This is a genomic window from Pontibacter roseus DSM 17521, assembly GCF_000373265.1.
GTDB classification, from domain to species: domain Bacteria; phylum Bacteroidota; class Bacteroidia; order Cytophagales; family Hymenobacteraceae; genus Pontibacter; species Pontibacter roseus.
Genome location: NZ_KB890762.1, coordinates 939,540 through 957,325 on the forward strand (window position 1 = coordinate 939,540; position 17,786 = coordinate 957,325).

At 52.5% G+C, this 17,786-nt stretch carries 18 protein-coding genes; 12 read left to right on the forward strand and 6 right to left on the reverse strand.

The window, feature by feature from the left end; genetic code table 11:
• Window positions 1-109 precede the first annotated feature (109 nt).
• The 8 genes from ligA (at window position 110) to B051_RS0110750 (ending at window position 9,730) form a co-directional block, all read left to right on the forward strand.
• Window positions 110-2,122 carry an NAD-dependent DNA ligase LigA gene (ligA, locus tag B051_RS0110715; RefSeq protein ID WP_018478203.1) on the forward strand — a complete coding sequence of 671 codons (2,013 nt, stop codon included), beginning with the start codon at window positions 110-112 and terminating at the stop codon, window positions 2,120-2,122.
• A 393-nt stretch (window positions 2,123-2,515) separates the two neighbouring features.
• Complete coding sequence (locus B051_RS0110720; protein ID WP_018478204.1) at window positions 2,516-3,559, forward strand: sensor histidine kinase; 1,044 nt, start codon at window positions 2,516-2,518, stop codon at window positions 3,557-3,559.
• 4 nt (window positions 3,560-3,563) lie between these two features.
• Window positions 3,564-4,298, forward strand: coding sequence for a LytR/AlgR family response regulator transcription factor (locus B051_RS0110725; RefSeq protein ID WP_018478205.1), 735 nt, complete (start codon window positions 3,564-3,566; stop codon window positions 4,296-4,298).
• Between the two features lie 745 nt (window positions 4,299-5,043).
• The gene (locus B051_RS0110730; RefSeq protein WP_018478206.1) at window positions 5,044-6,477 is read left to right on the forward strand and encodes a vanadium-dependent haloperoxidase; all 1,434 of its coding nucleotides are present in this window, start codon (window positions 5,044-5,046) and stop codon (window positions 6,475-6,477) included.
• 305 nt (window positions 6,478-6,782) lie between these two features.
• Complete coding sequence (dapA, locus tag B051_RS0110735) at window positions 6,783-7,652, forward strand: 4-hydroxy-tetrahydrodipicolinate synthase (RefSeq protein WP_018478207.1); 870 nt, start codon at window positions 6,783-6,785, stop codon at window positions 7,650-7,652.
• A gap of 139 nt (window positions 7,653-7,791) precedes the next feature.
• Window positions 7,792-8,694 carry a hypothetical protein gene (locus B051_RS0110740; protein ID WP_018478208.1) on the forward strand — a complete coding sequence of 301 codons (903 nt, stop codon included), beginning with the start codon at window positions 7,792-7,794 and terminating at the stop codon, window positions 8,692-8,694.
• Between the two features lie 73 nt (window positions 8,695-8,767).
• The gene (locus B051_RS0110745) at window positions 8,768-9,271 is read left to right on the forward strand and encodes a hypothetical protein (protein ID WP_018478209.1); all 504 of its coding nucleotides are present in this window, start codon (window positions 8,768-8,770) and stop codon (window positions 9,269-9,271) included.
• Between the two features lie 9 nt (window positions 9,272-9,280).
• Entirely contained in the window at window positions 9,281-9,730 is a 450-nt protein-coding gene (locus B051_RS0110750) for a DUF421 domain-containing protein (protein ID WP_018478210.1), read from the forward strand.
• A 51-nt stretch (window positions 9,731-9,781) separates the two neighbouring features.
• Here B051_RS0110750 and arsB read toward each other — a convergent pair whose 3' ends face one another.
• The 6 genes from arsB to B051_RS0110780 form a co-directional block, all read right to left on the reverse strand.
• A complete protein-coding gene (gene arsB, locus B051_RS0110755) occupies window positions 9,782-10,861 on the reverse strand; it encodes an ACR3 family arsenite efflux transporter (protein ID WP_018478211.1) in 1,080 nt (359 codons plus the stop codon).
• A 90-nt stretch (window positions 10,862-10,951) separates the two neighbouring features.
• Window positions 10,952-11,728 carry a metallophosphoesterase family protein gene (locus tag B051_RS0110760; protein ID WP_018478212.1) on the reverse strand — a complete coding sequence of 259 codons (777 nt, stop codon included), beginning with the start codon at window positions 11,726-11,728 and terminating at the stop codon, window positions 10,952-10,954.
• 6 nt (window positions 11,729-11,734) lie between these two features.
• Window positions 11,735-12,088 carry an ArsR/SmtB family transcription factor gene (locus B051_RS0110765; protein ID WP_033316848.1) on the reverse strand — a complete coding sequence of 118 codons (354 nt, stop codon included), beginning with the start codon at window positions 12,086-12,088 and terminating at the stop codon, window positions 11,735-11,737.
• Between the two features lie 184 nt (window positions 12,089-12,272).
• On the reverse strand, window positions 12,273-12,833 hold the full coding sequence (locus tag B051_RS0110770; RefSeq protein WP_018478214.1) for an SRPBCC family protein: 561 nt from the start codon (window positions 12,831-12,833) through the stop codon (window positions 12,273-12,275).
• A 196-nt stretch (window positions 12,834-13,029) separates the two neighbouring features.
• Window positions 13,030-13,551: a hypothetical protein gene (locus B051_RS0110775; protein WP_018478215.1), complete on the reverse strand. Its 522-nt coding sequence runs from the start codon at window positions 13,549-13,551 to the stop codon at window positions 13,030-13,032.
• 73 nt (window positions 13,552-13,624) lie between these two features.
• Window positions 13,625-14,311 carry a hypothetical protein gene (locus B051_RS0110780; RefSeq protein WP_018478216.1) on the reverse strand — a complete coding sequence of 229 codons (687 nt, stop codon included), beginning with the start codon at window positions 14,309-14,311 and terminating at the stop codon, window positions 13,625-13,627.
• 134 nt (window positions 14,312-14,445) lie between these two features.
• Between B051_RS0110780 and B051_RS21990 the strand changes: the two genes are divergently transcribed.
• The 4 genes from B051_RS21990 to B051_RS0110800 all read left to right on the forward strand — a co-directional run bounded on the left by B051_RS21990 (window position 14,446) and on the right by B051_RS0110800 (window position 17,776).
• Entirely contained in the window at window positions 14,446-15,123 is a 678-nt protein-coding gene (locus B051_RS21990; protein ID WP_018478217.1) for a hypothetical protein, read from the forward strand.
• Window positions 15,124-15,182: 59 nt separating this feature from the next.
• Complete coding sequence (locus B051_RS0110790; protein WP_018478218.1) at window positions 15,183-15,431, forward strand: hypothetical protein; 249 nt, start codon at window positions 15,183-15,185, stop codon at window positions 15,429-15,431.
• Window positions 15,432-15,615: 184 nt separating this feature from the next.
• A complete protein-coding gene (locus tag B051_RS0110795) occupies window positions 15,616-16,401 on the forward strand; it encodes a DUF547 domain-containing protein (protein ID WP_018478219.1) in 786 nt (261 codons plus the stop codon).
• Window positions 16,394-17,776 carry an NAD(P)/FAD-dependent oxidoreductase gene (locus B051_RS0110800; RefSeq protein WP_245539610.1) on the forward strand — a complete coding sequence of 461 codons (1,383 nt, stop codon included), beginning with the start codon at window positions 16,394-16,396 and terminating at the stop codon, window positions 17,774-17,776. The genes B051_RS0110795 and B051_RS0110800 overlap by 8 nt, the downstream gene beginning before the upstream one ends.
• Window positions 17,777-17,786: the final 10 nt, after the last annotated feature.

Genomic DNA, 17,786 nt, shown 5'->3' on the forward strand with positions numbered 1-17,786 from the left:
ACGGTAAAATATTCTGCTGCCCTGGCTGCTATTTGCGCTGATAGGCCGATCCCATACTTGGCAACACGGCCGGCATTCGGTATTTTTACAGGAGTATAACCACAACCCTATGGCATTAGAGAAAGACCCTGCTGCTGAGATTCAGGAGCTCACCCACCGTATAAACTACCTCAACTTCCAATATTACCAAAACAGCGTATCCGAAGTCACCGACTACGAGTTTGACATGATGCTGGAGCGGCTGCAGCAACTGGAGCAGCAGCATCCGGAACTGCGCCAGTCCAATTCCCCCACCATGCGCGTGGGCGGCACCATTACCAAGAGCTTTAAGACGGTATACCACAAATACCCGATGCTCTCCCTGAGCAACACCTATTCTGAAGAGGACCTGCGCGAGTTTGACAAGCGGGTGCGAAAGGTGGTGGGCGACGAGGTGGAGTATGTCTGCGAACAGAAGTTTGACGGTGTGGCCATCAGTCTGACCTATGAGAATGGCAGTTTCGTGCAAGGGGCCACGCGCGGCGACGGCACCCGCGGCGATGACATCACCGCCAACGTGCGTACCATCCGCGACATACCCTTGCAGGTGCATGGCCAGGACTTCCCGGATTTATTTGAGGTGCGGGGCGAGGTGTTTCTGCCCCTGCAGGTGTTTGAGCAATTGAACGTGGAGCGCGAAGAGGCAGGGGAACAACTGCTGGCAAACCCCAGAAACGCGGCCTCTGGCACACTCAAGCAGCAGGACTCCGCCATTGTGGCCAGCCGCAGGCTCGGTTGCTTCTCCTATGGCTTCATGAGCTCCTCCAATCCTTTCGATACGCACTCCGAAAGCCTGCAAGCTATCCAGAAGTGGGGGTTCAAAGTATCGGATACCTGGCGCAAGTGTACCTCTATCGATAAAGTGCTGGAGTACATCACCGAGTGGGAAGGCAAGCGCCATGAGCTGCCCATCGCCACGGATGGCGTGGTGGTGAAAGTGAACAGTTATGCTCTTCAGGAAGAACTCGGCTATACCTCGAAGAGCCCACGCTGGGCCATCGCCTACAAGTATCCGGCCATGAGCGCAGTAAGTCGCCTGCTCGAAATCCGCTACCAGGTGGGCCGCACAGGTGCCGTCACCCCAGTTGCCCACATGGAGCCGGTGCTGCTGGCCGGCACTGTCGTGAAGCGGGCTTCCGTGCACAATGCCAATGAGATACAGCGCCTCGACCTCCGCCTGGGCGATATCGTATTCGTGGAGAAAGGCGGTGAAATCATACCTAAAATCACGGGAGTAGACTTCAGCCAACGGCCTGCCGATGCCATACCTATTGAGTACCCTACCCATTGCCCTGCTTGTGGCACCTTGTTGATACGGGCCGAGGGAGAAGCCAACTTCTACTGCCCCAACGACGAAGGCTGCGCCCCTCAGATACAGGCGAAGTTGGAGCACTTTATCTCGCGCAAGGCCATGAACATCGAGGGCATCGGGCCAGAGACTATTGAGCAGCTCTACCGTACCGGACTGGTGCGCAATGCCGCCGATTTGTACGACCTGCGCTTTGAGCAGCTGATAGAACTGGAGCGTATGGGTGAGAAATCCGTTAACAACATACTGGAGGGGCTGCAGAAATCTAAGGAAGCGCCTTTTGACCGGGTGCTGTTTGCGCTGGGTATCCGTTTCGTCGGCAGCACGGTGGCTAAAAAGCTGGCGGAGCATTTCCCCGACATCGAGGCTTTGCGCAGCGCCATCTATGAAGAACTGATTGCCGTGAACGAGATTGGCGACCGCATTGCGCAGTCGCTGCTGCAGTACTTCAGCGAGCCGGAGCACCAGCAGCTGATTGAGCGCCTCAAGGCAGCCGGACTTAACTTCAAGTTCGAGAGCACGGCCCCTGAGATGGAGAGCGACAGGCTAACGGGAAAAACCTTTGTGATATCGGGGGTGTTCGAGAGCGTGAGCCGCGATGAGCTGCAACGCATTATCACCAGCCATGGCGGCAAGGTAGTCAGCTCCATCTCTGCCAAGCTCTCCTACCTGGTGGCCGGCGACAAAATGGGTCCATCCAAGCTGGAGAAGGCGACAAAACTAGGCATCACGATACTCTCCGAGGACCAGTTCCTGGAGATGGTGAACAGCTAACGGACCTTCTATACTTTGTTGTAAAAGAGAATCGCCGGGCTATGGGTAGTCCGGCGATTCAACCATTAACAAACAAACAATACATAAAACAACTAGCTAAACTCACACCGGGTTTATGTCTTTCCGGTGACACAAAGAGAATCCATTTCCGAGACATAAAAAAATGAATTAGACGAACGGCAGGAAACCCTATACCAACAACCACATTCCGGATTGTTCTGTTTTGTCTGGCAAAGAGTATCCTTCATAGTCCCAAAGCAGCCCTTGGTATAGAGGGCCCTCGGCTATACCTATAAAACCCTATTATTTCTTTATCTTTAGCTTGAATGACAGAGGTCCTCCAGAAAGCAAGAGGCTACCACTGTCCTGCCACTACCCTTAAAAATCAGCGAGTTGAATACATTTGCCCTCCCAGAGTTCTCCATGAAGAAGCGGTACAAGCTGGCCATACACGTTGCGGCGTGGGCGTTCTTTGGCGCCTGGATTTTCTACATCCAGTTTCAGCGCGGCCTTACCCTGGGCAAGGCCATCGACTCGCTGGTGGGACTGAGCTTTGCGATGCTCATCTTTTATCTCAACTGGTACGTGCTCATTCCCCGCTACCTGGCCCGCAACCGTATCTTGCTCTATATCGCCCTGATTCTGGCCACGCTCACCACCGTGGCACTCGTGCGCTCTCCTCTTGACTTCTTTGTGTTCCGGGAGTTCAATCCGGGCATGCAGGTGCTCTACTCCTCTGACCGCATCCTGAACTATGTGCTGGCGGGCCTTATAGTGGTCTTCATCAGTTCGGCCCTCAAAGTGACGGGCAATTACATCCGAAACGAGCGGCGAAACAAGGAACTGGAGAACCAGAAACTGACGGCGGAACTTAACTTCCTCAAGTCGCAGGTGAACCCGCACTTCCTCTTCAACACGCTCAATAACATCTATTCCCTGGCCTACAAGCAGTCCCCTGAGACGCCCGACGCCATCATGAAGCTCTCGCTCCTGATGCGCTACATGCTCTATGAAAGCAACGACACGCTGGTGAGCCTGGAGAAGGAAGTGGACCATATTCACAATTTCATTGACCTGCAAAAGCTGCGCCTGCGGGAGCAGACGAGCATCCGCTTCAACATTGACGGTGAATTAGCAGGCAAACAGATTGCCCCCATGCTGCTCATGACGCTGGTGGAGAACGCCTTTAAACATGGACTGGTGAGCCGCAACGAGATTGGCATCGGGCTGGACCTCAAGGTACAGGACGATGCGCTGCTCTTTACCACCGTCAACAACACCAGCAGCCACAAAAAGCGCGAGTTTGGCGGCATCGGCTTGCAAAACCTGCAGCAGCGCCTTAACTTGCTGTACCACAACCGCCACGAACTGAACTTTGAGGAGAAAGACGGCACGTTCTACGCCTCGCTCAAACTATACTTCCAACCAAAAAAATAAACCTATGACCATCCGCTGCCTTGCCGTTGACGACGAACCCCTGGCCCTCGATATCATTGAGAGCTACGTGGGCAAACTTCCTTTCCTGAAGCTGGTCAAGACCTGCTCCAGCGCCACGGAGGCCATGCAGGTGCTCCAGACCGAGCAGGTGGATTTGATGTTTCTCGACATCGAGATGCCAGAGCTGACGGGTATACAGTTCTTGAATATACTCAAGAACCAGCCGCTCATCATCTTCACCACCGCTTACCCCGACTACGCGCTGGAGGGCTTCAACCAGGATGCAGTGGACTACCTGCTCAAGCCCATTCCCTTCGACCGTTTTCTGAAGGCGGTGACCAAGGCGCAGGAGCGGCTGCAGCGCAATGGCAAAGCACAGGACACACAGGCTGCCCCAGCCCCGGCTCCGACAGCCGAGCATGATTTCATGTTCGTGAAGGCCGACTACAAAACCGTGCGCGTCGATTTCAGGGACATTTTATGGGTTGAGGGGCTTAAGGACTACATCATCATCCAGACGAAGGACCAGAAAATCATCACGCTGCTTTCCATGAACAAGGCGATGGAGAAGCTACCGGAATCGAAATTCCTGCGGGTGCACCGTTCCTTCATTGTGGCGCTCCAGAAGATTGACAGCATCGAGAAAAGCCGTATCCGTATCGGCAACAAAGAGATTCCGATTGGCGAGGTATACAAAGACCAGTTCCTGAAGTGGGTGGAGGAAAACAATATACAGTAGAAGCTTTGAGAGTTGGGAAAGCCGGGAGTTAGGTATTATCCGAAATCTGGTTTGTTATTCATGCAATGTGAAATACGTTGGCTGAAATAATACAACTCCAATAAGGCAGTGTCAGCACACAAAACTTTTAGTGCATAGGAACGAAATAATATTTTATTTTAACAAACCAATACTATTCGTCTACCCATGCTTTTGTATCTCTTGCTATTATTAATTTATATCTAATAGGTAAAAACTCACATATCCTATACATAAGCGTATTCAAAGTATAAGCGTAGTTAAACGAAACACGTTTAACTACGCTGAAATTGGCCTTTCACTCTGCCTTTGATATGTTCTGGAATCCCGTTGCAGACCCCCTCCTAAGGCTGATATTCTGAGTGTTCCTCTAGCTTTTAAACCTTTCTCGAAAACTCCCACGGAGGGTGCAATAAAACTGTTACACAAAACATGTTTTATGCTGCCCTAATCTACTGCAATAGGCCATGTGCAGTATCAGAAGAAAATCGCGTTCAAACTGCTATTTTGAGTACTGGAGTTCTGTCTCCAAAGTAGTTACTCCCCCTACTGCTTTGCTGCATTTTTGATGCCTATACCAAGGCACAGTCACAAGGTATAGCTCTCCTTCGTTGGTCGATTTAAATCGACCGTCAGGCCCCAGAAGTCTATACCTATTGTCTCTTCTAGCAAAGATGTTCTACCTGCTTACCGTGTTGCATTTGGTTAAACCGAGATATTGTAGTTTATGAAAACATTTATTAAACTTTTTGGTGTGCTAATACTTCTTGTCGGTCTGGGTTCCTGCGAGAAAGATGAATTTGACTCAATGGAATTGAGTGCAGAAGAAACAGACGAACATAAACGCGGTCGCTATGATGTCCTGACCGATTCTTATAGCCCTGCGGTTGTAATTCAATGGTATGAGTTAATAAGCCAGTCCATAGACAATCGCGTGTCTCTAGCGGTAGAAGCTAAGATATATGCCATGACCACGTTGGCTATGCACGATGCTTTGAACAATGTAGTGCCAAAATATGAGACGTATGCATTGAATAATTCGAGAGTTGATATGAGAGGCGTTACCAAAAAGAACGTTCAATCAATGGCAGACGCTGCGGTCTCACAGGCGGCTCGGGACATGCTGGTACAGCTTTATCCGTCTGCCACTGTAGCTGCTGATGACCTTTTGAGTAGAATCCTTTCAGAGATTAAGGATTCGGATTACAAAAAAGGTGGGAAACACAACTTACATATAAGTGGCATTCAGATTGGACAGGAAGCTGCCGCTGCTGTTCTGTCTAAACGAGCGAATGATTTTCAGCTAGCCTTTGCAACACACGTGGGAAGTACAGCGCCGGGCCAACATCAATCCGATTATATGCCGTGGATGGTGGCGAACCCTCCTGTTTGGCCTGACAACGCAGTTTTTGCCCCTAATATGGGAAGCCTTACACCATTCGGAATCAAATCTGGGGCACAATTCACAGATGTGGCTCCGTATCCTTTAAACTCAGCTGAATATCTGGCAGATTATAATGAAGTTAAAGAACTTGGTTGTAATAATTGCCCTTTGAGAACAGATGAACAAACGCAAATCGGTGCCTTTTGGATAGAAAGTGTGTCAAGCTCTATGAACAGACTGGCACGGGCGCTGATTGTTCAGCGAGAACTAAATGGATGGGAAGCGGCAAGACTGGTTGGGCTTATCCAAATGTCTCAAATAGACGCTTGGATTGCCTCTTTCGATGGCAAATACCACTTCAATTTCTGGAGACCTATTACAGCCATTAGAGCAGGGAATTCTGATGGCGTGGAGGCTACAGAGGGCGATGCTTCCTGGACGCCTACTTTTACTATTTACCAGCCTTTCATGGCACCAACGCCCCCCACTCCGGAGTTTCCGTCCACACACGCCTATAATGCGGGCGCTGCTGCAGCTGTTTTTAAATCCTTTTTCAGAACCGACTATATTGATTTGAACCTTACCAGCCCATACTATTTGCCTGGAATTGAGCGTAATTTCAGCAGCTTTTCACAAATGGCTTTTGAAAACGCTGTATCGAGGATTTACATAGGATATCATTTTAGAAACGCCGTCGAGGTTGGTAACAGGCAAGGCAGGGAACTAGGAAATTATGTGTATGGGAACAATCTGAGAGAACTCAAAAAGGTTCTTTAAGATACAGATAATCTACAGAATCGTCCGGCCTCTACTAGGCCGGACGATTGCTTTTAAGCCGCATCAAGTGTGTAGATACCCCCTAAACTTGGTATTCAAATAAAGAGATTTCAGATTCCCCTCACGGCTAAGATGCACATTGACTTAATTGAGACACCATAGGTCATACCAATACCAGACAGTTAAGCTGTAATATACTATAAGCCAAAACACTACAGGTTTGCTGATTCCTATTGCTGTTAACTGCACATGCGTTTGCAGATTCCGTTGGATAGTTCGAACTTCGTGCTTTAGAAAAACAGCGCATGATACAAGATAAACTAAAAGGAACAGGCGTTGCCCTGGTTACCCCATTTACCAGCAACCTGGCAGTGGATTACGACGGCCTGCGCCAACTGCTGGATTTCACGCTGGAAGGTGGTGTAGAGTACCTGGTGGTGAACGGCACCACCGGCGAATCCGTGACCACCACGGCGGCAGAGAAGGCCGAAATACTGGCTTTTGTGAAGAAACACGTGAACGGCCGGGTGCCCTTGGTGTATGGCCTGGGCGGAAACAACACACAGCATATATTGGCTACCATCCAGAGCACTGACCTGGAAGGTATAGCCGCGGTGCTTTCCGTGAGCCCTTACTACAACAAGCCGCCGCAGCAGGGCATTTACCAACACTACGTACAAATCGCCGACGCCTGTCCGGTTCCGGTTATCCTATACAACGTGCCGGGCCGCACCGGCAGCAACATTTCTGGGGAGACTACCATTCGACTGGCGACGCACCATAACATTGTGGGCATCAAGGAAGCCTCCGGTAACCTGGAGCAATGTATGTACATCGCCAAGCACAAACCAGCTGATTTCCTGCTCATCAGCGGAGATGACCTGCTCACGCTGCCTATGATGGCTTTTGGTGCCGTGGGTGTGATTTCCGTGCTCGCCAATGCCTTCCCCGAGAAGTTCAGCAACATGGTCAGACTTGGGCTGGAGAGCAAGTTCGCCGAAGCCTCCAAGCTAATTTTCGACTTCGTGGACATCAACTCCATGATGTATGAGGAAGGTAACCCTGTAGGTGTGAAGGCCCTTCTGGAAAGATTTGGCGTATGCAGCCCAGCCGTCAGACTTCCCTTGGTCGAAGCATCTGCCGGCCTGAAAGACAGACTCTACAGGCAGCTATAACAGGTATAGCTACCTTTCATCTACTAAGCAAGGCCGGACAAACACCGGCCTTGCCTGTTTTTCCGGTTGCCTACTGCAGGTTAGGAGGCTGGTTAAATTTTGCTATATTAGCTTTCCTTTATGTTTTAACCTTACCCTTATGCGTCAACCGCTGCTGATTCTGTCGCTCCTGAGCCTGATTGCCTGCAACACTTCAACAGACAAGGCCACAGAAAACCAAACAGACCATACGCACCTGCTCGACTCTACGGCGCAAGAGGCTGAGACGGCAGACACTACCACGATTCCCTCTGACGAAGAACTGCAAGACTATACCATCGACACGACCGGCTTGACGCCTGAACCCGCAGCGGCAGTCAAAATCCTAATCGAAGGGCGCTTTCACAAGCACGAGGTATGGCAAGGGGCTGAGCACAAGCAGTGGATGGGGCTGGTGTACCAGGATAGCACGTTTCAACTCCTGCCGGCCGCTGTGACGGTAAGCCCATTTTTTGACCCCGTGCTGGACAGCAAGGCTGCTAAAACCATGTCGGGGCGTGAAGTGGGCGGCGCAATACCAGGAACGCTCTTCTTCCTGACAGGTATGCCGCAACTGAAAGCCGGCTCTATAGATACGGTTGGCTTCTCCAGTTCCGTTGTTTTACCTAACACTTCGCTCCACCTGAGATTCCGGGACAAGACCTATACCTTGGAGGCGAAGGGTGACAGTGTGCAGGAGGAAAGCTCAGAATCCTACTCCCTGAAGAACTACAGCTGGCGAATAAGCGGCACCCGGAACGGCAGGAAAATAAGCCAGGAACTGGCCAGCGACACCGACTTTGAGAGCGCCATATACGTGCTGCTGTGGGCCGGAGACCTGGACCGCGACGGTATACCTGATTTGCTGGCAGACCTGTCCAACCACTACAATGCCTCCGAGGTCACCCTCTTCCTCTCTTCCAAAGCTGACAAGGGAAAACTGTACAAAAAAGTAGCCGCCTTCCGTTCCGAAGCCTATCCCGCAACTGCCGCTTCTGACAGCCTGCAGGCGCCTGTACTATAGCTGCATCCGGCATCACAACCATAATCCGTTACAAGCGTTCTATACCTGAATATTCTAATACAGGTATAACGCTATGAGAAAGCATAATCAGGAGCTTGAAATAGACGAAGATATCGAGCTGGAACGGAAGAACTGGGCTGTGGAGCGGGTGGCTTGGGTTTTTATGGCTATCGTAGTACTAGCTGCGCTGCTGGGCTTTACCGGCAATGGCGGCCTGAAAGGCATCAATCTTCTGACCGCAGGTAGCCAGGCAGATGGTGTAGAGGTAGAATACGAGCGCTACCTGCGCCGCAAAGCACCCTCCGAACTGAAAGTGACGCTGTATCCTACAGCCACTTCCCCTGAAAGGGAACTGCAGTTCAGCAAGGACTTTTACGATAAAGTACAAGTGGAGCAGGTAGTACCAGAACCTTCGGAGGTCTACACGCACGAGCAAGGCATCACCTATACCTTCTCGGGTGCAGGCAGCACATCGCCCATCATATTTTACCTGAAGCCCAAGCACATGGGCAGCCTGGAGGTCAGCCTGAAAACCGGCGAAAAAAGCCTGGCTATTTCACAATTCGTATACCCATAACCCAACGAAATGGAAACTGTTATCAGAGGCTTGGTACTCTATCTTTTCCTGATGATTTTATTCCGGATAAGCGGTAAGAGGACTTTAAGCGAAACCACGGTATTTGATTTTGTGCTGCTGCTCATCGTTGCCGAAACAGCCGAACAGGCGCTGCTAAGCGACGACCATTCTATGACTAACAGCCTGATATTAATCGTCACACTGATTATCACGGATATCTCGCTTTCTTTGGTCAAACAGCGCTTCAAGCAGTTTGGCAAAGTAGTGGATGGCGTCCCTATCATTCTGCTCGACGATGGTAAACTCCTGCATGACCGACTCCAGCGGGTACGTGTAGATGAGAACGATATACTGGAATCGGCCAGGGAAATGCAGGGGCTGCAACGGCTCGACCAGATAAAGTATGCCATACTGGAAAAAGACGGCAGAATCACCATCATTCCCAGAAAAGAGGAATAAAAAAGCAGCAGGCGTAACCCCACTCTTTGCTGCCAAAGGTATAGCGGAAGCTTATGCGGTCACTTTCTCCGGCTTGTCATAGAATCTGCGTTTCAGCCAGAAAGCCACGTTCACCAGCAGAATCAGGGCCGGCACCTCCACCAGCGGCCCCACCACGCCGGCAAAGGCCTGGCCTGAGCTTAGCCCGAACACCCCGATGGAGACGGCGATGGCCAATTCAAAATTGTTACCCGCCGCTGTAAAGGCGATGGCGGCAATCTGTGAGTAGTCGGCTCCTACATACCTGCCGGCAAAAAAACTGACCAGAAACATGATGGCAAAGTAGATTACCAGCGGCACGGCTATCAGCAGCACATCGAAAGGTATGGCCACAATGGTATGGCCTTTCAGGCTGAACATGACCATGATGGTGAACAGCAACGCAAGCAGCGTAATGGGGCTGATGGCAGGTATGAATTTCTGCTGGTACCACTCCTCCCCCTTCAAGCGGCGCAACACCAGCCGCGACAGGAAACCAGCCAGAAAAGGTATACCCAGGTAGATGGCTACACTCTCGGCCACAGCGCTCATGCTTATTTGAATCACCTCGCCTTTGATACCGAAAAGTGGCGGCAGCACCGTGATGAACACGTAGGCAAACAGGCTGTAGAACAGCACCTGAAAGATGCTGTTGAAAGCCACCAGCCCGGCTGCGTATTCCCGGTCTCCTTCCGCCAGCTCGTTCCATACAATCACCATGGCGATGCAGCGCGCCAGACCAATCATAATCAAACCCACCATGTACTCCGGGTAGTCGCGCAGGAAGAGCACGGCGAGCAGGAACATGAGCACCGGCCCCAGTACCCAATTCAGCACCAGCGATACCAACAGCACCCGAATGTTGCGGAACACCTTCCCTAACTGCTCATACCGTACCTTGGCAAGGGGTGGGTACATCATCAGAATCAACCCGATGGCAATGGGTATGTTGGTGGTGCCGCTCTGGAAGGAATTGATGAACCCCTCGGCCTCAGGTATAAAATAGCCCAGTGCCACTCCTGCTCCCATCGCCAGGAAAATCCACAGTGTCAGGAAGCGGTCGAGGAAGGACAGCTGCTTTCTTTTGATAACCGGATTGCAGGTATTGCGCATCGTATTTTGGAGTTTTGGGAATTACTTAATGGAAGGTATACCTAATTTATCCATTTACTCTCAATAAGTTATTGGCCTGTAGTTCAGCGCTTAATAAGCTTTGCGGAGCATGTCAGCGAACTCGTTTGGCAAAGGACTTTCCTCTATCGCTTTGGCGGCCTTCTCTACATCGTAAGCCACGCGCACGAACTCCACTTGTATGCTGGAAGGATGGGAAGCACTGCTTTGCTCATCCAGCGTCAGGAGCACGTAGCAGGCACGGGTGTCACTGTCTTTCGGCTTGCCCACAGAGCCCAGGTTAATGGCATGCCTATACCTGGTTTCGCCATACGCTTCGTAGGGCAATTGCCGGTGATAGGGCTTGTGCGTGTGGCCGAAGAGCAGCACATCGGCCTGCGCCTCCTCCAGCAATCGCTGCAGGCTCTTCTCCGGCCGGTCTTCAAACAGGTACTCGTTTATCTTGCGCGGGCTTCCGTGCACCATGAGCACACGCAGCGGCTTCCCATTCTGTTGTTCAAAGTCCAGGCGCATGTGCCGTGGCAGCAGGCGCAGATAACGCCGGTTCTCTTCTGTGATGATGCTGTTGGTATAGGCGATGGACTGGTTTCCGCGCTCCTTATCTTCATCCGATTTGTAGGCGCAGCCACAGTCCCCACTATCGAGCCCCACCCCTTCGTCGTAGTTGCCAGTAAGTGTCGGTATATACCGTCTGCGGATAGCCTCCACGACCTCATTGGCCCACACGTTGTAGCCAACCAAGTCGCCGAGGCAGTAGATGAAGTCGGGCTGTTTTTGGTCCATGTCCTGCAGCACGGCCTCCAGTGCCGGCAGGTTGGCATGAATGTCACTGAAAAAAGCGATGCGCATGGTCTTTTAAGCAGGTATAGGATTTGGTTGGCAATCACAGTCATAACTTGAGGCCACCTGCTGTAAAAAGGTGGCCATCATCGCAGCAGCCTTAGTAAACTGCTCCTTATCGATGCAGTAGCAAACGGTAAGGCCGTCTATCTCTCCTTTTATCAGTCCGGCGCTTTTGAGTTCCTGCAGGTGCTGCGATACCGTGGTGCGGCTCAAGGGTATTTCCTGGGCGATATCACCAGAAATGCATCGTTGCGTTCTGGCCAGGTGTTGGAGAATGGCAATGCGGGCTGGATGCGACAAAACCTTGGCCATCTTCGCCAGTTCCTGCTGTTCTTCCCCAAATGCTGTTGCCTTGGTATAGGTCATAATTGCAAAGTATGTCGCAAACATACGTCATACTTAAGAAACAGTCAAATCTTATCACAGCGTCTCGTGCTCTACTTGCGTTTCTAGCTAGGGAGATTAAAAAATGGTTGCTTGAAAGGCATGAATAAATCGATACCTTCAGGTATGGCAGGTCTACTTGTATAAACGAACTGTATGGATTGCCTCAGTTTGACACCCTTGTCAGCGACTTTCGGCGGGACTCCACTTTCTTCTTTAGGTTTTCGAGTCCTTTTTCAAAGTCCTCCCCCACCGTGCTGTTCACCAGCAGGCCTGAAAATTTGTCGATGGGGTGGCTGCCCATGTACTTGTCTAAATACCAGGTCACCTTGGTGCCCTCCGCTGTCTCCTCGAGGGTGAAGGTGCCATTGGCGGTGTCGTCCTGCTGAAATGCGACATTGGTCACCAGCCGCTTGTTGGGTTCCACTTCCACAATGGTCACGACGCCTGCCTTTGGGTTGGCATGCTGGCTTCTCCAGCTGTACTGCGCACCCTCGCCTCCGGCCGGTCCTGAGAAAGTCAGTTCCATATCCGGGTCTTCGAGGTGCCAGGGAAACAGCTTGGTCCAGTTGCGCAGGTCTTGTATTTGTTCAAAGGTATCTTCAACGGGCGCTTCCACTATAACGTGGCGCTGGATGTGTATGTGGGTGGGCAGGCAAATCGATATGATAGCCAGAATGGCGGCAAGCGTCGCTGCACCAAGGACAAAGGAATTCAAGACATTCATCAGCCTTATTCTATTTTGTAAATTTATTTCTATATGATTTCGTATTAGTACAATTTAAATCTTCACAGAAAAATGAAAAAAACCACAGCTGACGCTGTGGCCTTTCTCAGATGGAAATTCAATACTAATGTATACAGCTGTATACGGTGGTTTTCGGAATAAGTATTCAAGGGCCTTTTAAAACGGTACAATTTCACTAGTACCTGTTTCCTGTGTCGCCGCTGCCGTAGCGGTCATCACCAAAGTCCCGGAACTCATCGGCGTTGCCATAGGAGGCATCGTGCCGGTAGCCAAAGTTGCCGCGGCTGTCAAAGTTCCGGTACATGTCGCCTTCCTCGGGATTGTCGTAGTTGGGGTTGTAGCCGGCGCTGTAGCGGTAGCGGGTACGCTCAAAATCGTTGGGGTCGGCGTGCAGCGGGTTGCCGCGCCGTACCTGGTCCAAGTCGTTTTCGGCACCGTAAGGTAGGCCATAATCGTCCTGGCGCGGTACACCGGTATAGTTGGTGGTGTCATACACTTGGTTGTAGTAATCTTCGCGCATGCCCTGGTAGCCGCCTCTGCGACCATATTCCTCGCTGTGCGGCGCGCGATAGCGCTGGCCCGGGCCGCTGTCTTCACCTCTCCAGTCTGGCTGGTTCCTGTCGAACCTCGGCTGTTCGGGATGCTGCTGATAGCGTCGGCTGAAGCCGCCGTAGTTATTCTCTCTGTTATCTCTCATAGCTTTTGTCTTTAGAATGAAACGGCAGGAGCCATGGGGCTCCCGCCGCTGTAGTTTCTGCTTTCAATATAGATTAATGGCGATTGTGCCGGTCTTCGTAGCGGTCATGGCGCCGTTCGCTTCCCTGGTTCCATCGGTCCAGGTTGCTGTAGCTGCTGTCCTCCCCAAAATGGTCTCTGCCCTCGGTGTGGTTGCGCCCTGCGAAGCCGCCACTGTAATCGTTGTCATACATGCGGTTGCCGTGCTCATAGCGGCGGTAGGACTCGTAGTCGCCCATGGAGGCGTGGCCCAGGTAGCTGTTCTGGTCCCGGTTGCCCCGGCTCACATCATGCCCAAAACTCTCATCAGGCATACCTCGGCGCTCACGGGAGCGGCCTCTCTCGCGCAGGTCATCGTAGTCTCGGTTGCTGTAGTCGGCACGCGGGTCATAGTGGCGGTCGGAGTTGTGGTCATCATTCGGCACATAAGTCATGCCATAGGGGTTGTCCTGTCCGCCCCGGTTCTGCCTGGTGTAGTCCTCGCCGCTGTACTGCGCGCCTCCTACCTGGTAGCGCCCCTGCGGATAGGTATAGCCGTGGTCGGTGTTGGTGTTGAAGCTGCGGGTGTCATAGAAGTCGTCTTCCTGCTCGCCATACCCTGCGTTGAAGTTTGAATCAACGGTGTAGTTGCCGCGGTCCGAATTCTCCCCATGGTGGTGCCCATGCACCCAGCGCGGCTCTCTGTTACGGTTGTCACGGTTCTCTTCTCTGTTGTCTCTCATAGCTTTTTGGGTTAAAAGTGTACATGCTTACTCCATGGTTCTACGGTGGCACCCTTGCTTAGGGTTAAACCCGGCTGCGTAAACTCATACCGGAAAAGCCCGTTTATAAAGAGGAACTTAACAACCAGAAAGCTATGGAAAGACATAATTGGCAGTACCGGGAAGGCTACCGCGACAGTCGCAGAGGCGACTTCCGCGACGACCGGAACCGCCCCGACGAATCGAGTTACCGCGGTGCCTATCGCCTGGACACCGACAGCAGGCACCGGAACGAAACCACCTTCGACGGCTTCGACATGAACGACAGAGGCACCCGCCAACAAGGCGGCGACTACGTGTTGCGCCGAAGCCGCAACCTGCAGGACAACGACGACTATACTCAAAACCAGTACCAGCAAAGCTACGGCGACAGCCGCGGCCAGCAGCAGTGGAGCGACCAGCGCCGCTCTGACCGCGAGGGTTTCGGAAGCCGCTACGGCGGGGCCGCAGGTATGGAAGACCGTAGGACCAGCTTTGGCGGCAGCCGCCAAGACGATGACAGACAGCGCTTCGGCGGAGGGGCCGGCAACTTCAACAACAACTATGGACCAGACAGGTATAGCAACCGCCGCGGTGAGAACTATGGCAACATGGCCGGCTCGCTCAGCTTTGGGTATGACGGCGATTACAACTCAGACCCGGACTACAACCGGCACTACAACCCGCTGAGTGGCGAGATGCGCAGCTACCGCGACCACTACACGGAGCGCCACCCACGCCGCTATGGTCCGCCAGACCGCACCGGCTCCAACCCCGACTATGACCGCTATTAGGTATAGCCGTGGGACCAACACGATTCTAATAGAAGTGAATAAACCTAAAAAAGCAGATTATGAACACAGATAAGAATAAGGACAAACTCAAAAACGAGAACACTAACAAGACAGTGAACGAAGGCAACAAAGTACCCAACATCCACCCGACTGGAAAGAGAGAGACAGATGACGTGAACTTCAGCTCCGAGGAGGAGGACCAGGCAGGCCGCATGAACACCAACCAGCCGAAGAGCGGTGGCCGCCAAGGAGGCAAAAGCGTGGAAGATGGCGGTCGTGATATGGGCAGCAGCGCCGGAAGCCACTAAACATTTGATACCATACCACTGACAGAAGGCCAGGCTATACCTGGCCTTCTGCATTTTTGGCTCTATTCCCTTAACTTTGTCTCGCCATCTTAGTTAATGTGCTGTCTGCCGGGCACATTCCTGGCAGGGATTACGTTTCAATTTCAGGGTGACCAACCCTATACCTAAACTATAAGCTGACCGCATGCTGCTTTCCATACGCTTCCTGCATTTTTTGCCTCTTTTCGCCTTGCTCCTCTTCGGGCCAGTCTCCTGCCTCGGCTCCGCTCCTGCCGGCGCCAGCCAGGCTATAGCGAAGCCCGACCACCAGCGCTGGACACAGCTCCTGCAAAAGCACGTGGCAGCCGATGGCGATGTGGACTACAAAGGCATGAAGCAAGACCGGAAAGAGTTGCAGCTATACCTGAACCAGTTGAGCAAGGGTGTACCTGACCCCAAGACCTGGAGCCGCGAGGAGCAGCTGGCCTACTGGATTAACGCCTACAACGCCTACACCGTGAAGCTCATCGTAGACAATTACCCGCTCAAGAGCATCAAGGACCTGAATGCCACTGTCTCGGTGCCGCTCGTCAACACCATTTGGGACGATAAATTCATCAAGCTGGGGGGTAAGGAGTATTCTTTGAACGACATCGAACACCGCATCCTGCGCAAGGAGTTTGACGAACCACGCATTCATTTCGCCGTCAATTGCGCCTCCAAGTCCTGCCCCAAACTGAGCCGGGAGGCATATACCGCCAGTAAACTGGAGAAACAACTGGAGGAGCAAACCCTTGGCTTCATCAACGACCCGAAACACAACCGCATCACGCCAGACAATCCGAAAGTTTCCGCTATCTTCGACTGGTTCGGCGGCGATTTCAAGAAGAAGGGCTCGCTGACCGATTTCATCAACCGGTACTCCAAGGTGAAAATCAAGCCCGGCGCCAACATCACCTTCCTGGACTATGACTGGAATTTGAATGAGTAAGCTTATGCGGCAGGAACAACACTTGGTCATCATCGGGAACGGTATAGCGGGCGTCACCCTGGCGCAGCACGTGCGGCGGCACAGTGCATGTCGCATCACGCTCATCTCTGCCGAGTCGGCCACGCACTTTCCCCGGACGGCGCTCATGTACGTGTACATGGGCCACATGCGCTTCCAGGACATCGTGCCTTACGAAGACTGGTACTGGACAGAACAAGAGCTGGAGTTGGTCCACGATTACGTCGAGCAGGTAGATACTGCGAAGAAGACGCTCTCCCTCCGCTCAGGTGCCTCTCTTTCCTATGATGTGCTGGTACTGGCCACCGGTTCCAGCGCCGCCTTCTACAACTGGCCGGGCCAGCACCTGAAGGGCGTGCAGGGCCTGGTGACGCTGCAGGATTTGGAGCTGATGGAACAGAACACCCAGGGTATCAAGCAGGCGGTGGTTGTGGGCGGCGGACTGATAGGGATTGAAATGGCCGAGATGCTCAAAAGCCGAAACATAGGCGTGACCATGCTCGTGCGCGACAAGCTGTACTGGCAAAACGTGCTGCCCTTGGAAGAGGCGCAAATGATAACTGACCACATCCGGTCCCACGGCATTGAACTGCTGTTGCAGGAGGAACTGCAGGAGATTCTGGCCGATGAACACGGTGCCGCACGTGCCATCCTGACCAGGAGCGGCAAGGAGATTTCCTGCCAGTTTGTAGGCATCACCACTGGGGTAAAACCCAACGTTGCTTTTCTGCAAGATTCAGGTATAGACACAGATAAAGGCGTGTTGGTGAACGAATACTTTGAAACAAACCAGCCGGATGTATACGCCATCAGCGATTGCGCCCAATTCCGGAATCCTGCTCCGGGCAACCCGACTATGGAGCAGCTGTGGTACACGGCGCGCCTTCATGCCGAGGCCCTGGCGGCAACGCTGCTGGGAAAACGCACAGCTTATGAGCGAGGCCCCTGGTTCAACTCAGCCAAGTTTTTGGACATCGAATACCAGACTTACGGCTTCGTGCCGGCCCGCTTCAAAGAAGAGCAGGAGTCGCTGTACTGGCAGAATGACGAAGCGACCAAGGCCATCCGCCTGGTGTATGATAAAAACACGCACCTGCTGCTGGGCATCAACCTGCTGGGCATACGCTACCGCCACGACCTGTGCCACCACTGGCTGAAGCAGGGCTATACCTTGGATCAGGTGATGCAAGAACTGCCGGCTGTCAACTTCGACCCGGAGTTTTTCCAGCGCTACGAGCAAGAACTTCTAAACCAATACTATACTCGTTTTCCTGAGCAAGCGCCGCCGGTGCACCAGAACACCTGGTGGCAGTTGCGCAAGCGCTTCGGCCTTTTGTCTGACTCTGCCTCCTGCTAATTCTAGACCC

Bases quoted from the DNA above. Each gene is read 5' to 3' on its own strand.
- B051_RS0110800 (WP_245539610.1), top strand. From the start codon at position 16,394: ATGAGTAAGCTTATGCGGCAGGAACAACACTTGGTCATCATCGGGAAC.
- B051_RS0110795 (WP_018478219.1), top strand. From the start codon at position 15,616: ATGCTGCTTTCCATACGCTTCCTGCATTTTTTGCCTCTTTTCGCCTTG.
- B051_RS0110740 (WP_018478208.1), top strand. From the start codon at position 7,792: ATGCGTCAACCGCTGCTGATTCTGTCGCTCCTGAGCCTGATTGCCTGC.
- B051_RS0110725 (WP_018478205.1), top strand. From the start codon at position 3,564: ATGACCATCCGCTGCCTTGCCGTTGACGACGAACCCCTGGCCCTCGAT.
- B051_RS0110770 (WP_018478214.1), bottom strand. From the start codon at position 12,833: ATGAATGTCTTGAATTCCTTTGTCCTTGGTGCAGCGACGCTTGCCGCC.
- arsB (WP_018478211.1), bottom strand. From the start codon at position 10,861: ATGCGCAATACCTGCAATCCGGTTATCAAAAGAAAGCAGCTGTCCTTC.
- B051_RS0110745 (WP_018478209.1), top strand. From the start codon at position 8,768: ATGAGAAAGCATAATCAGGAGCTTGAAATAGACGAAGATATCGAGCTG.
- B051_RS0110780 (WP_018478216.1), bottom strand. From the start codon at position 14,311: ATGAGAGACAACAGAGAAGAGAACCGTGACAACCGTAACAGAGAGCCG.
- B051_RS21990 (WP_018478217.1), top strand. From the start codon at position 14,446: ATGGAAAGACATAATTGGCAGTACCGGGAAGGCTACCGCGACAGTCGC.
- B051_RS0110760 (WP_018478212.1), bottom strand. From the start codon at position 11,728: ATGCGCATCGCTTTTTTCAGTGACATTCATGCCAACCTGCCGGCACTG.
- B051_RS0110730 (WP_018478206.1), top strand. From the start codon at position 5,044: ATGAAAACATTTATTAAACTTTTTGGTGTGCTAATACTTCTTGTCGGT.
- ligA (WP_018478203.1), top strand. From the start codon at position 110: ATGGCATTAGAGAAAGACCCTGCTGCTGAGATTCAGGAGCTCACCCAC.
- dapA (WP_018478207.1), top strand. From the start codon at position 6,783: ATGATACAAGATAAACTAAAAGGAACAGGCGTTGCCCTGGTTACCCCA.
- B051_RS0110790 (WP_018478218.1), top strand. From the start codon at position 15,183: ATGAACACAGATAAGAATAAGGACAAACTCAAAAACGAGAACACTAAC.
- B051_RS0110765 (WP_033316848.1), bottom strand. From the start codon at position 12,088: ATGACCTATACCAAGGCAACAGCATTTGGGGAAGAACAGCAGGAACTG.
- B051_RS0110750 (WP_018478210.1), top strand. From the start codon at position 9,281: ATGGAAACTGTTATCAGAGGCTTGGTACTCTATCTTTTCCTGATGATT.
- B051_RS0110775 (WP_018478215.1), bottom strand. From the start codon at position 13,551: ATGAGAGATAACAGAGAGAATAACTACGGCGGCTTCAGCCGACGCTAT.